The sequence below is a fragment of the Sphingomonas sp. PP-CE-1G-424 genome, from assembly GCF_004341085.1.
In the GTDB taxonomy this organism is placed as follows: Bacteria; Pseudomonadota; Alphaproteobacteria; order Sphingomonadales; family Sphingomonadaceae; genus Sphingomonas.
On the sequence record NZ_SLXW01000016.1, the window covers coordinates 25,628 to 40,182 of the forward strand.

At 63.3% G+C, this 14,555-nt stretch carries 11 protein-coding genes; 10 read left to right on the forward strand and 1 reads right to left on the reverse strand.

All coding sequences use genetic code 11. The features are described from left to right. Positions 1 to 16: 16 nt before the first annotated feature. The 3 genes from C8J43_RS21225 to C8J43_RS21235 all read left to right on the forward strand — a co-directional run bounded on the left by C8J43_RS21225 (position 17) and on the right by C8J43_RS21235 (position 5,149). The gene (locus C8J43_RS21225) at positions 17 to 949 is read left to right on the forward strand and encodes an NAD(P)-dependent oxidoreductase (RefSeq protein ID WP_243645727.1); all 933 of its coding nucleotides are present in this window, start codon (positions 17 to 19) and stop codon (positions 947 to 949) included. 104 nt (positions 950 to 1,053) lie between these two features. Further along, positions 1,054 to 4,008: a hypothetical protein gene (locus C8J43_RS21230; protein WP_133032550.1), complete on the forward strand. Its 2,955-nt coding sequence runs from the start codon at positions 1,054 to 1,056 to the stop codon at positions 4,006 to 4,008. A gap of 109 nt (positions 4,009 to 4,117) precedes the next feature. Further along, a complete protein-coding gene (locus C8J43_RS21235; RefSeq protein ID WP_133032551.1) occupies positions 4,118 to 5,149 on the forward strand; it encodes a hypothetical protein in 1,032 nt (343 codons plus the stop codon). Positions 5,150 to 5,384: 235 nt separating this feature from the next. On the opposite strand, the gene C8J43_RS21240 is transcribed toward C8J43_RS21235, so the two are convergent. Continuing rightward, positions 5,385 to 5,795: a MerR family DNA-binding protein gene (locus tag C8J43_RS21240; RefSeq protein WP_133032552.1), complete on the reverse strand. Its 411-nt coding sequence runs from the start codon at positions 5,793 to 5,795 to the stop codon at positions 5,385 to 5,387. Positions 5,796 to 5,857: 62 nt separating this feature from the next. Between C8J43_RS21240 and C8J43_RS21245 the strand changes: the two genes are divergently transcribed. The 7 genes from C8J43_RS21245 to C8J43_RS21275 form a co-directional block, all read left to right on the forward strand. Continuing rightward, positions 5,858 to 6,622, forward strand: a complete 765-nt coding sequence (locus tag C8J43_RS21245; protein ID WP_133032553.1) for a glutaredoxin — start codon at positions 5,858 to 5,860, stop codon at positions 6,620 to 6,622. Positions 6,623 to 6,766: 144 nt separating this feature from the next. Continuing rightward, complete coding sequence (locus C8J43_RS21250; protein WP_133032560.1) at positions 6,767 to 7,510, forward strand: PAS domain-containing protein; 744 nt, start codon at positions 6,767 to 6,769, stop codon at positions 7,508 to 7,510. 215 nt (positions 7,511 to 7,725) lie between these two features. Continuing rightward, positions 7,726 to 8,583, forward strand: a complete 858-nt coding sequence (locus C8J43_RS21255) for an NAD(P)-dependent oxidoreductase (RefSeq protein ID WP_133032554.1) — start codon at positions 7,726 to 7,728, stop codon at positions 8,581 to 8,583. Positions 8,584 to 9,176: 593 nt separating this feature from the next. Continuing rightward, positions 9,177 to 10,313 (forward strand): hypothetical protein, encoded by a 1,137-nt coding sequence (locus C8J43_RS21260; protein ID WP_133032555.1) that lies wholly within the window; start codon positions 9,177 to 9,179, stop codon positions 10,311 to 10,313. 4 nt (positions 10,314 to 10,317) lie between these two features. Next, entirely contained in the window at positions 10,318 to 10,986 is a 669-nt protein-coding gene (locus C8J43_RS21265; RefSeq protein WP_133032556.1) for a hypothetical protein, read from the forward strand. Positions 10,987 to 11,176: 190 nt separating this feature from the next. Further along, complete coding sequence (locus C8J43_RS21270; RefSeq protein WP_133032557.1) at positions 11,177 to 13,375, forward strand: hypothetical protein; 2,199 nt, start codon at positions 11,177 to 11,179, stop codon at positions 13,373 to 13,375. Positions 13,376 to 13,809: 434 nt separating this feature from the next. Then, positions 13,810 to 14,555: protein ImuA (locus tag C8J43_RS21275; protein ID WP_243645728.1), on the forward strand; the 746-nt coding region annotated here is incomplete at its 3' end.

The window sequence follows — 14,555 nt, forward strand, 5'->3', positions numbered from 1 at the left end:
TCGATGCATTTGAGGAATGGTCGTGAACACGAAACCGGTAGTCTGTCTCGCACACCGTCATCTGTCGTTTCTGGGCGCGGACCTGCGGGATCGTTACGACGTGATCACCGGCTGGGAGGCCTCGGACGATCCGAGGTTGAGGGAAACGCAGGCACTCGTCGTCGCGGGAGAGGTGCCGCTGGATAAAGCTCTCGTGCAGGGAATGCCCGCTCTCGGTCTCGTCGCGTGCGCCTCGACGGGGTACGATGGAATCGACGTCGCCTGGGCGCGAAGCCTGGGTCTGCAGCTGTCGCATGCACGTCACGTCAACGACGGTGACGTCGCTGACCACGCGCTCGGCTGCATAATCGGCCATTACCGAGACCTGTTGAAGGGCGGCGATTTCGTGCGCTCGGGCGAATGGCCTGCGCCGGGGACCCGCATCAATCGGTCGCTCGCGGGCTTGCGGCTTGGCATAATGGGCCTCGGCGACATCGGCCTCGCCGTCGCCGAGCGGGCGACCGCGTTCCGCATGGACGTCGCATGGTGGGGGCCGAGGGAGAAGGACACCCCGTGGCGGCGGGCGGCCAGCCTTCTGACCCTGGCGGACGAGAGCGACGTCCTGGTGGTGACGGCCCGGTCCGACGCCACGAACCACGGCGTCGTCTGCCGTGAGGTCATCGAAGCGATCGGAGCCGCCGGCCTGCTCGTCAACGTAGCGCGCGGTCGGCTTGTCGACGAGGACGCACTCGTGGCTGGCCTTCGATCGGGGCGGCTGGGCGGCGCGGCACTCGACGTGTTCCAGGAGGAACCGACGCCGGCGTCGAAGTGGCAGGACGTGCCAAACCTCATCCTGACGCCTCACACCGCCGGGAGGACGCAGGAGAGTCTTGGCCGGATCTCCGACCAGCTACGCGGCAACCTGGCAGCGTTCTTTGCCGATAGACCTCTGCTGACGCCCATACGATAACCAGTCCGGGACATTTCTAGAGACCGATCCGGCGCCCCGTTGCTTTTGTTCGAGAAGATGGTTCGTCGAGCGACAAATCTTCCGGGTCCGATTAGATGGTCCGCATGGAAGCAGATCAGAAGCACGACGTGATACTGAACGAGCACGAGGCCGCTCTCCACTGGGGCGTCACGCCGGAACTGCTCTTCAACTACACGCGGGCTAGGTTTGCGCAGGACTACGGTTTTGGCAGCTTGCAGACTGTGGATCGTGACGGGCGGACCTGCTTCAGCAGGAACGAGCTCGACCGCTTCAGCTTGGTGCTTAGCGGACCATGGTCCGCCACGGTCCATCGCAAACCCGCAATACCGACAGCCGTGATCGAGCATCTCATGGTCGAGGCCCGTAACGAATGCGCTCGGTGCCATACCGGCACCGCTGTGGAAAACGCCCACATCATCGCCTGGGCCATCAGCCGGTCGCACCACCATGATAATCTGGTCCGAGTCTGCTCGAACTGCCACACGGAACACGATCTGCATCGCAGTCTTTCGCCGGAGCAGCTCCGTGCTTTGAAGGACAGGTTGGTCGCGCGGACGCGGCAAAGCATCATGCTCCGGGTCCGTGCGCCCCTGGATCAGCTCCGCCCCCCGCAAGCGGGAGCTCCGTTCTTCGGACGCATCGACGAGTTGGAAAGGCTTGAAACCGCTTTGTCGGCGGGGAAATCGATACTGGTTTGCGGAGCGGGAGGGATCGGAAAGTCCGAACTCGTCGCCCAGGGTCTGGCGCGGATGAACGATGGTCGTCCGGTGCTGTGGCTGGATGTCGAGCGCTTCTCTTCGGTCGGCGAGATAATGGGTGCTCTACGCACCGCTGTCGGTCCCGAGGGTGTCGCCTGCTCAAAGGCGGGGCTGCCAGCGCACCTCGACCTCCTCCATGCCCGCGTCGTGCTCGACGGCGTGGAACGCTCGAGCCTGGACGACATCGACGGTCTCGAGGATGCGGTACGCGATCTGTTCGCGGCCACTCGGCACACACAGCTTGTCACGACGAGCCAGCTTTCCCTCTACGTCGTTCCAGCGGAAGTCAGTATCGCCCTAGGGGGTTTGAACTCGTCCGACAGTCGCGACCTGCTCGGCCAAGCGACCGCCCGCGCTGCGGACGACCGAGCGGAGGACCTTGAGGCGCTGGTTGGTTTCTGTGACGGACATGCTCTCACTCTGCGCATCGCGGGCGCGTTGATGGACGCCTATGGCGGCTCCGCGGGAGCGTTGGCTGCCATACGACGCCATGGTGCCGCTGGCGTGCGCATTCCGGGGCGTCGACACCAGAACCGCCGCACGTCACTCGAGGAGTGTCTGGACGTCGCCTACGCGGCGCTCGACGACGATGTCCGCACGCTTCTCTGGGCGTTGAGCAATGCCCCAGGAGGCGTCTACACGTTCTACCTGGACGAAGGCTGGTTGAACGATGCCGGCGATGCGGACGCGGTCGCAACGTTGCGACGCTGGCATCTGACGCGCGAGCGGTCGATCGGCGATGGGGTGGCTCGGCTCGACGTGCTTGCCCCTGTGAGGCATTTCGCGATCGCGCGGGCGCAGTCGGAATCCCTATCCGACTACCTCGTCATCGTCGGTCGCGTTGTGCAGAACTTCGAGTCCTGGGTCGCTGTGATGGAGCTCCAGTACGACACGCCGGAGGCCACGCCATATGTTCTGGACCGGTACGCGGACGAAGTCGTCAACCTGCTCCACGTCCTCCACCTCGCGAGTGGCCGACCTGACGACAAGGAACTGGTCCGTTCCGCGACGGGGATCGTCCGGGCGCTGATGCGTTACTTCTTCGTGCGACGTCTGCACGAGCAGGGTGCGTACGTCATGCGCGAGGCTGCCAGACTTGCGATCGGAGCCGGACTCATAGAGTCGGCAAGCGACCTGGCGATGCAGACGATCGTGCTCGCGCAGCGGACGAACGACCGCTTGATCGCCGGCGAAGGCCTGGCCATCGCCGATCAGGTGGAACGCGCCACGACTGACGAGAGGCTTCTCGGAGACGTTGCGCTCTGCCGTTCAATGGTATCTCTGAGCGAGGGTGCCGCATTGGAAGCCGAAGCGAGCGCTCGCATAGCCTTTCAGCACTACAGGCACTGCCTTCAGAAGCAGACCGAGGCTCTGGAGATCTCTTCGCCAGGATCGACTCAGCGCCTTGAGGAAAGGCACAATGCGGTGGCATCCGCCCTCTCCCAGACGGGCTTCGCACTGCTCGCCCTAGGTCGTTTCGACGAGGCCGCCATCCAATATCGCCACGCGCTGCAGCATCAGCGCGGCACGTCGATCGCAGTCAACGAAGGCCAGACCAAGCATCAGCTTGCGAATTGCGAGAGCCATCTTGGCAATCACGAGGAGGCGGCTCGGCTTTACCTGAGCGCGGCCCGGACATTTCTCTTCATTCAGATGGAGGAGTATCTGGGGCACGCGCTGTCCGAGCTCGGGCATACCCTCGTCGACATCGATCCTCCTGACCTCCTCGCGTCGATCGACGCCGAGTTGGTCTCCGCTGGTTTAGCCAACGTTGCGGTCGCCGTGTCGGAGGCCTTCACCCCAGGACGCAAAATCGTTGACGAGCGATGCTTTCAAACCCTCCGGAGTCTCAGCGGCATCATTTATCTGGCAGGCCTGGCCGGGCACGGAATGCTGCTCGAAGGCTTCGCCGCCGACCTGCGACTGCACTCGATCGATCCGCTGAAGCAGCAGATCGAGGCGGGAATCCTGAATGCCGGTTCGAAATTCCTTGTGATGGTCGCCGACCGCCTGCTTGCCATCGCGGGGACGGTGGCGGCGGCTGAAGGCGAGCTCGCTACCTGTAAGGATGTCGATGACGACTTGATCTTTCGCACGTTGGGCATGGTGTGCGGAACGCATTCCTGGCTTCGGGACGGCATGCGCCTCGTCGACTGGACCGGCGCGCTGCTCAGTCGTCGCTGGGGCATCGAATACCCCGACGCATCCGGCCTGCGGGAATTCATATACGATCGGCGAGACGGAGTGGCGGACTCTCTCGAGATCAGGCGACGTTCGTGAGCGCAGGTACGCTGCGGCGCTGCGTGGCGGCCGGGGGCCATCGTTCCCGGTCGAAGATTACCCTGCCACAGCCAGGCGAACCACGGGGCATCTCGCGTAACAGGTCGGAATGGCCGCCTTGCTGAAGGCGCGGGTGGCCGCTTTCCTTCGAACTTTGGCCGACAGGCTCAGCCTCGAGCCCGTCGCGCGCGTTTCGCATTCGACCATCCCGGACTTCATCGCACTGCCGGGTGCTGCACGGCTCGACTGGACGGCTTTCGACCAGGGTGAGGTCCGCATGCGCTATTCGGCGGTCGATCCCGTCTGGAACGACGTGGACGAGGTGGATGAACTCGTAGGTCTGCGGGAACACGTGCGGCGGCTCAGCCGCGCCATGGCCGAGCTGTCCTTTCGACAAGCCGCTGCCTGGAACGACGTCGCCTACAATCTCAAGCTCGCCTACTCCGTCACGGACGTCTTTGCCGACACCGATATGGACGGGACCAGTGCGTACTGCCGCCCCGCTGCGGAATACGAAGCGGCTGACGACGAGTTCACGGAGAAGCATCTCGCCGCGACGATCATCTTCTCGTTTGCATGGACGGCGTATGAGCGTGCGATCGAAGCGGTCGAACCGGCTCGCGCGGGCAGGGGCGCCAAGGGGCGGGACCTGGCGTCGGCGAACACCCGCCATCTGCCTTATCTGCGGCGCACGCTGCTCGACGCGGCGGCGCTTGCAGGTGACGGCACGGACTTCGGTCGCCGCGAGATGCGGCGCATGCTCGCGCTCGGCTCGCTACCGGGCGTCGCCGCCGAACACCTGCGGCAGTTTCGGAACCGTCTCACGCACGGCGACCTGCGAAAGCCGGAGCCGAAGGACTGGGGCGACGAAAGCCGCTGGATCGTGGACGAGGATCCTCACCTGCTCCAATTCCACGTCAACATCCGCTTGGTGCTGCTTCTAATACAGTTGCTGGCGTTCGACGTAGCGGGCACCGCACCTCCTCCGGTGGACTTCGATCCGGACGATCCAGAACGGAACGAGGAGGACCTTGGGCTGTTGCATTGTAGGAATGACATCGACGACGAAGATGACCAATTCGGTTTCGACTTCGAGTTGCCAGTGGCACCAGCTGATGCAGAGCGTCGGCCAGGCGCATGACCATCACGCAACCCGTTATCCTGCGGCCGTTACGAGCGACGCTCCGTCAGCCGCTCCCGCGGTGGCGGTGCCCCTGAAAAACGACGCTCTCACCGGTAAGACGGCGGGAGAAAGCTGGGAGTAGGGAGGAATCGTTTGGGCAATTACGCGCTCAAAAGGAGATATGGGTTCGGTCGCATTTAGCAGTGGATGAGGGCCGCTGTAGCTTCGCCGATCAATGGCGGGCGGACGGCGTCTAACTGACGTCCTCGAACGCCTTCAGGATAGGGCACGGGCCCTCCGAGCCGCTGCCGCATTGCCTTGCGAGACGGTGTAGGGACGTGCGTACGCGCTGAAGCTCCTCGATCTTGGCATCAAGAGCCGCGATCCGCTCGTTGGCGAGTTCGTGTGCTCGAGCGCGATCATCCGTCGCATCCAGCGCAAGCAGCTCTCCGATCTGTTCCAAGGTGAAACCGGAACCCTGCGCCGATCGAATGAACCGGAGCCGCTGGACATCTTCGGTTCCGTAGCGCCGGATACCGCCGCCTGAACCAGAGCCCTCGGGCCGGTCCGGCGTCTTCAGAAACCCGCGACGCTGATAGTAGCGCACCGTCTCCACGCCGACGCCGCCTTCGCGCGCGAGCCCTGCGATCGTCATGCCTGACATGCTTGCCTCCGTACCATGGTACGGATCCTATATGGTCTCTGCGAACGAGATGGAGAAGGCAGATGGCAACCGCAGCCCCAAGAAAAGCGACGATCTATCGGATGGTGATGCCGGGGCACACGTGTCCCTTCGGCCTGAAGGCCAAAGACCTGTTGCGTCGCCAGGGTTACGAGGTCGAAGACCATTGGCTTCGAACCCGCAATGAGACTGATGCCTTCAAGGCTGAGCATGGGGTGAAGACGACGCCACAGACCTTCGTCGGCGGTGAACGTGTCGGCGGCTTCGACGACCTGCGCCGGTTCTTCGGCAAGACTGTCCGCGATCCCAAGGCAGTGACCTACCGGGCAGTCGTCGCAGTGTTCGCCATGGCGGCGGTCATGGCGCTGGCAGCCAGCTATGCCGCCTTCGACACGCCGTTCACATCACGTGCCGTCGAATGGGCGATCGCGTTCTCGATGTGTATTCTCGCCATGCTCAAGCTCCAGAACGTCGAGAGCTTTTCAAGCATGTTCTTGAACTACGATCTGCTCGCGAAACGCTGGGTGCCCTACTCCTACGTCTACCCATACGCGGAGGGCGCGGCGGGGGTGCTGATGGCTGCAGGGGTGCTGACCTGGCTCTCGGCGCCGATCGCCCTGTTCATCGGGACGATCGGTGTCGTCTCTGTCGTAAAGGCGGTCTACCTCGACCGGCGGGAGTTGAAGTGTGCCTGCGTTGGCGGCGACACCAACGTGCCGCTCGGATTTCTGTCGTTGACGGAGAACGTCATGATGGTGGCTATGGCTATATGGATGTGTGCGGCGCCACTGCTCGCGCTCGGTCGTTAGGTGCCTCTGCAAGAAGGCTATCCCGATGATGTTGACTCAGTTGCCTGGTTGCAGTCCATGCGGTGACACATTCGCCGAGAGGCATCTCCTCAGCGTAATAAATAGGGCAGCTAGCTTGTGCTGCTCGTCACCGGACGGATGACGATGGACAAGCGTGTAAGTGAGAGAACGACCGTGAACGAACTTGGCGGGCTCGAGCGTTTCGAGCTGTTGGTCAACGCCATCAAGGATTACGCGATCTATCTACTGGATCGCGAAGGGCACGTCGCTACTTGGAACGCCGGCGCGGAGCGGTTCAAAGGCTACGCAGCTGGCGAGATCATCGGGCAGCACTTCTCGCGCTTCTACACGGAGGAAGACCGGGCAAGCGGTCTTCCGCAGCGAGCGCTTGATACAGCGGCCGCCAAAGGCACATTCGAGGCCGAGGGCTGGCGCGTGCGCAAGGACGGAACTCGCTTCTGGACGAGCGTCGTCATCGATCCCGTCATTGACGGAGACGGCAGGCTAATCGGCTTCGCGAAAGTCACTCGCGACATCACCGACAGACGGCAGGCCGAACGAGCGCTTCTCGAGAGCGAACAGCGCTTCCGCCTGCTGGTTCAGGGCGTCAAGGACTACGCCATCTACATGCTGGATCCGGAAGGGCATGTGACGAACTGGAACCCGGGCGCGCAGGCGATCAAGGGCTACACTGCCGACGAGATCGTCGGTCAGCACTTCTCGAACTTTTACACAGAAGAAGATCGACAAGGCAGCGAAGGCGGCCCGTCAGGCCGGCGCGAGCGAAGACGAACTGACCGAGGCGCTCGGCGTCGCCATCGCGCTGAATGCCGGCGCTGGCCTCGTCTACTCGACCCGTGCGATGGACGCTTTCTCGGCATCCGGTGAAATCTGAGGACTGGTGATTGCGCCGAGGCAACCTTCGATGGGGATGCGCCAGGCGATCGCGATCAGGCCGGACCTCTGCCGTAGAGGGGTGAGCCTGATCGCACATCCTGTCCGCCTCACGGCCGCGGGACCAAGAAGGCGATCCGCCTCGATCGGCGGCGGCGTTGCGGCGTAAGCGTGCCGCCGCGCGTTGCCTTCGGACTAGGAGATTGACCATGGACATTGGATTCATCGGGCTGGGGAAGATGGGCAGCGCGATGGCGCGCAATGTAGCCAAGGGTGGGCATACCGTCCACGCGTGGAACCGGTCGCCGGTCGCGGACGGATCGGTCGACGGCGTGACCATCGTCGCGACGCCGGACGACGTCTTCCAGGCCGATGTGGTCTTCACGATGCTTTCGGACGACAACGCGATCCGCGAGGTGTTGTTGAATCACGGCGTGCTGCAACGGGCTAGGCCCGGGCTGGTACATGTCGTCGCCGCGACGATCTCGCTCGATCTGGTCGAGGAACTGCGGACGCTGCATGCCGAGGCCGGCATCGGCTATGTCGCGGCGCCCGTGTTCGGCCGTCCGGACGTCGCCGAGGCCGCGCAGCTCAACATCATCGCCGCTGGAGCCGAGGCCGCTATCACACGCGTCCAGCCGCTGTTCGACCTTATCGGCCGCAAGACTTTCGTCATGGGCGAGGACCCGCGGCAGGCCAACGCTGCCAAGATCGCGGGCAACATGATGATCGCGATGGCGATCGAAGCGATGGCGGAGGCTGTCGCCCTGACCGGTGCCAACGGGTTGGCGGCCGAACCCTTCCTTGCCCTGATGACGCAGACGCTGTTCGGCGGTCGCGCCTACGAGAACTACGGGGCGAAGATCGTTGCGGGGGATTACGAGGCCGGCTTCCGGATGGCGCTGGGGCTCAAGGACCTGCGGCTTGCGACTGCGGCAGCCGCGGCGACGGGCAAGAGCCTGCCGATGCTGACCGCCGCCGAGGCTCGTATCTCGGGTGCGGTCGAAGCCGGGATGGGCGACCGCGATTGGTCCGCTCTAGCCGACTTCAGTCTCGATGCAGTCTGAGACCCAAGTCGGCGCGTGCTAAGGATCCGCAAGAGGTGTGGTCGAGGATGCGGAACGGGGTGATATCGGAGACATCGAGAAGGCTGTGAATGCCACCGCCGCGGTATATTTCGATCATGGCCATGATGGTGGAAAGCGGGATGGCCGCCGTCGGGCAACCGAGCGTCGATCCTTTTGATCAAAAAGGGTAAGGGGCGGATGATGGGGACGCAGGCCCAAAGGCTGATGGGGACGATGACGATGTTGATGGCAGTGGGCCGGCAGTTCCGGCTGATCCGGCCGGGTGCTGACGGAGATGTCGTCGAGCGGCTCCTGCCGGAGCAATCGTCCGAGCGAGCTAGAAAAAAGAAGAGTTAGCGATGTCGGACGCGGCGGGTTTTGTGCTCAATCTCAGTGTCGGGCGGGCGGAGCAGTTGCAGGCGGAGGCCGATGGGAGGGGTGTGTTCCCCGAGGTCGTGCCGGACTTCGCGCATAGCCGGAACGTCCCGCTTACTTGCCTGATAAGTGTCGGCGGCCGGTCGATTACGCACGTCGCGCCGGCGAGACGAGGCTTCCGCGCTGGAGTAGGCCTCAGGCGGCTAAACATCGGCCCGATGATCGAGCTCACGTCGCCGGTATCGAAGCGCGCGCTGACGGCGGCGGTCGGCCCGCGGTTTCGTCGGCACCTCGTTCAGAGACTGCGCGTCGGCGGCTTGATGCCGCCGGCGACCTTCACCGCTGCGGTCGAAGCGCTGATGGACCTCGCGGCCGACGTCCGTCCTGCGTTGGTTCGCTTCGGTTCTAGTCGACGGGAACGGCTGGCACGGCTCACACCGGAGCAGCGGCGCTCGCTCGCCATGCAGAAGGACACGTTGACCACCGCCCTGGCCATCGCGGACATCGACCGCGCGCCCGTCCAGGAGTGGGATCCACCGGTCGATGGTGAGCGCGCGACATCGTTTCTTGATGGGCTTCCACAGATGCGCGAGCGCGAGGACCTGATGGTCGTCGCCGACCTCATGCGGGTGCCCGGGTTCGAGTTCGTACGCGAGGTGGCGCACGGCGCGGCTCAGTTCGAGAGCGAGCGCACGAGGCTAACCGTGGTCATGGCCAACCATCTGCCGCTCGAGGAGCAGCTCGGTGCCGATCTCGTCTACTTCAACGAGACCTACCGCTCGTTCGTGATCGTCCAGTACAAGGCTATGGAGGGCGATGACGATGACGGGGCGGTGTTCCGACTCCCGAGCGCTCAGCTGGCGCTCGAGCTCGAGCGGATGGAGCGGCACCTCGAGCTACTGCGCGGGTGCCCGCAGAATGCGACCCGGCAAGGCTACCGGATGCTGGAGAACCCGTTTTTCTTGAAACTTTGTCCGCGCATGCAGTTCACGCCGGACAGCCAGGCGCTTGTGAAGGGCATGTACCTGACACTCGACCACTGGAAGCTCATCGAGGCCGACGAGACGATGGTCGGTTCACGCGGCGGTCGCATCGTCACCTACGGCAACGTCGGACGACATCTCGACAATAGCGCTTTCGTCCGCGTCGTTGCCGACGCCTGGGTCGGGACCACGGTCGAGCAGTCGGATGTGTTGGAGCGGCTCATCAGGGAGGTCCTCGCGACAGGCCGGACCGTTACGTTCGCCGTCAAGTCCGACAAGCCGCCGCCCGGCGATGCGGAACAGGCCAGCGCCATGGACTTCATACAGCCGCACGACGAGCAGGAGCCTCCTCTTGTCGTGTCGATCGGCTGACGCCGTGCTTCGCATGCATCGTGGCATCGCCGTTGCAGAGGATGACGTTGGGCGGGTCATCGCGGCGATCAAGGACGAGGGACTTTCGACCGGTGGGCAGCGGCGCCCGGTCGAAGTCTGGCCGTTGGCCGGTCCGCGGATGCTTCTCGAAGGCGACGTTGACTCGATTGATCTGCGTCCGGGCGAAGCGCGACCGGCCGTGTATGCGGCCGACGCCTACGGCGCGATGCATTATGCCTGTCGGCCCAATCGGATCGCCGGCGGAGGCGTACCGCTCATGATCGAGTTCGATGCGCCGTCGCAGGAGGTGTGTGTGGACGGAAATGACCTGCTATACGTCATGTTTTCCCGAATCGCGCGGATCGAGGTTGCGAGGTCGGTGCTAGAGGCGTGCTACGGCAGAGCCATACTCGATTATGCCGAGCGCGCCTGGGCGACTGATGACCCCATGTTGCGCATTACGCTCTGTGATCTCGCAGTCTGGGACCCGGAGGTCGTCGCGGCGCATCATGCGAACCGTCTTCTGATAAGAGGCAAGTCCGCCACGCTTTTTCGATCGGCCTTCAAGGTCATGCTACCCGTCGCTGCGACCGCAATTGTCGCGGTACGAAGGGTCGAAGAGTGTCCCCCCGAGCCGCGCTTTGATGTTTCGATCGAAGCCCTTACACTTTGATCGATGGTCCAACGATCGTCGCTTAGACGTCGATCGGAACTGAACGGTGGAAGGCTAAGGCAACCCGCGCGCTTCCGCCTTGCTACGGCAATGCTATTGTTCAGGACCCGCGGTAGGGACCGTGGAGTCCTGGATCGTACGTTTTCATCCCCAGGGCGGACACCATATCGTACCGGAAGGGTGACACCGCTTGTCCAAGACGTCGACCGATCCGAAGCCCGCGACCAGCGTTCTGGTGGCCGAGCTTGTAGGGCGCCTCCTGGCAACGGGGAGTCAGGAGGCGATGCTCAGCGCACTTCGATCCGAATTGCGCCCGCATGCAACGAAGGCGCTAGCCACGGAGGTGAAGGCGCATGTCGCGGTCTTGCATGATCATCTCCGCGACGGTCGAACCCGGGAGGCCATCGCCACAGCACTCGCCATGATGTTCTTTGACGCCGACCACGCGATTGCTTGCCTGCGGCGGGAGGGGACGCTTCGCGCGTCGCGGTATGGTTACAGGGGCGCGATGATCGGCAGGATAGCCAAGGTGGCCTTGCGGGTGCGTGATCTGCTGGGTGCCTCGTCCGATCGGATCGCGTATCTGGAGTCGGTCGAGGCGTTGTCACGGATCGCCGGCAACGTCGGCATTCTCCAGCGGGAGATGGAACGGATCATCACCACCCACCGCACGGTGGTCTTGAAGACAGTCTTCGTAGTGGTCAACAGCATGCTATATCACGGCTGGCTCAAGGATCCGGGCGTCAGCTCTCTGGACGGCCGACACTATTCGTCCGAGGAATACGCCGAGGCGGCCTCGCTCATCCTTCGGACTTACGCGTCCCTGTTCTCGGTGAGCGACGATAGCTTCAACGAGGTGGACCCCGAAGCCGTAGGGACCAACGGCACCGTCTATAACCGCCTGCTTCTCACGGCGATCCGCATCACGAAGTTCAAGGAGGCGGAGTTCTTCATCGACGGCCTGCCCTACCGGGCGGACCTGGATGGTGAGAAGGTCACGATCTCCTCGATCGATCCTGATGTCGAACGTGCGCTGCGGCTTGGCTATATCCAGGGGCAGGGACAGGCAATGATCAGGTACCTCAGCCTTCAGGACGAGCCTGCGGTATCGATGCGCGATCTCGTCGATCGGAGCTTCGATCGTGGCAAGTTGGACACGGTGATCGAAATCGTCGACGAGCCTGTCCGCCGCCTGCGTCTCGCAATTCCTGCCATTCCGCAGATATTCGACGACTTTTTCGGGGACGACGACTTCCTCCGAGACGAGACGGAAATGCTTCTCATGCTCGATGTCGATAACTTCGGGACTATCGGAGACCTTCTTTTCCCACTGACCGATCGCGTCACCTCGATGGATATCTTCAAGGTCCAGCGTTACTTCAACTTCATCAGCTGCGTTTACCAGAAGCGTCTGGCGGCTGTCGTAGAATCCTTGGAACGAGGGCGGCTCACGCTCTCCTCCACCTTGCTCATCCTGCCCCATGACGCACTGCTTGCGCAGCTGAACCTCATCTTCGGTGACGAGGAGAAGTGCCGCGAGATCATCGCGATGCTGAAGATGGATCCGGGCAAGGCCCACCTCGACCTCCAGTATCATCCGTTCGTCGATATCGGGCGACATTACGTCATCGCGCCGCACGTCGTGGCCGCGTCGAACCTTGTCCGAAACACCATCGTGGCGAACCGGCTCCGCCAGTCGGCGATCGGACCGAGGGATAGGATGGTCCATGCAGTCGCAGACGCCTTGCGCTTAGCAGGCTTCGAGGTGGCGACCGACTTCGACCCGATGTCCGCTGGTCGAGAACTGGAGTTGGACGTGGTCGCGAGGCGGGAAGGATCACTGTTCATCTTGGAATGCAAGAACGCCTACCACCCGGTGTCCGTGCACGAGATGCGGAACAGTTGGGACCACATACGCAAGGCAAGGGTGCAGCTTGACGAGCGACGGAGGGTTCTCGCCGATCCCGTCGGACAGGAGCAATTGTTCCAGAAGCTCGGGTGGCCATTCGATGGACCATGCGACGTGCACACAGGCATCGTCATCGCGAACCGTGCCTTTCACGGTGCGAGCCTGAATGGTCACCCGATCAGGCAGGCCCATGAGCTGATCAACGTACTAAAAACTGGGCGCATCGTAGCGGACGAGCACAGCCTGTCGTTCTGGCTCGGAGACGAGTTTCAAGTCGAAGACCTGGTGGCGTATCTCGGTGGCGACTCCATCGCGGCCGGTCAGCTTGCCGCTCTGGACCCGCACGAGTGGGTGTACGCCATGGGCTATCGCCAGCTGGCCTTCTCCTCGTACGTGCTCGACATGGTAAAGTTCGATCGGCAACTCCGCGATACGTTCGGGCCGCCAATCCCCGGAGGCCGGCAGCAGCGCGACGACTGAACGTCATGCCGGTCCGGCTTCTTGCAGGACGGATTCCGAATGGTCAGCTGGGATGCGAATGACAGCCGAGCCGGTCAGGTCAAACAGCGTGACGAACAGGACTGCCCGGCGCGTCACAGCGGCTCCACGGGTCCTGCTTGATGCGAGGATGAAGCGGCTTCGCCGGGGCGGGATCGTGATTCCGACCGTGAGGCAGGCGAGGGCTAGGGCTACGGGTTCACGCCGACCTTGATCAGGGACACGCCGAAGGACCCCCGCCTGAATCCCCCCTGATTGACGGATCGTCAGCAGTATTTGACATTGGTCGTCGGCGCGTCGGTACGCCCTGACATCGCATTCCTAGCAACACCTTATCCACAGGAGTCTCGAGTCCAACGCTTGACCAAACGGCTCTGGGATTGGAACATAAAGAGAACAGGTAGAGTCTAGACATCATGATCACCGCCCTCGAGTCCCTGCCGACCACCATCGCCCACCTGCGGACAATCGCGACGCTGGCCGTGGACCACCGTATCATGCCGTTCGGTGTCCCTGCGCTCGATGATCGTCTCGCGAGCAGGGGTCTTCGGGCAGGCGCATTGCACGAGGTCGCCGCACAAACCTGTTCGATGGTCGACGATGCGGCAGCGACGCTGTTCCTGGCGGGCATCGCTGCGCGAGAGGCGGCCCATACCGCCGGACCGGTGTTGTGGGTGAGCTGTCGCAACGATCTCTACGCACCGGGCCTGGAGCAGGCAGGGCTGTCGTCTGCCGACTTGATCCATGCACAACCCCGTGACGATGCAGCCTTACTGGCCGTCGTCGAGGACGCGGTGCGCGACGGAACGCCGTCGGCGGTGATCGCCGAGGTAAGCCGAATGTCGATGGTCGCGACCCGGCGCCTGCAACTGGTCGCGGCCGACGCCGACATTCCCGTTCTCATTTTGCGGCGCAGACGTAACCGCGACCAGGATCCGCTTGCCGAGCCGTCCGCGGCCTGGACGCGCTGGCGGATCGCCAGTGCGTCCTCCGAACGCCTCGGTGTTGCCGGCGTCGGCCGATCGCGGTGGCAGGTCGAGGTCGCACGGCAGCGTGGCGGCGAAGCGTTTTCGATGATTTTGGAGGGCTGCGATGAGACGGGTTGTCTCGCTGTTCCTGCCGCACTTGGCCATCGAGCGGCTGAGACGGCTGGACCGGCACG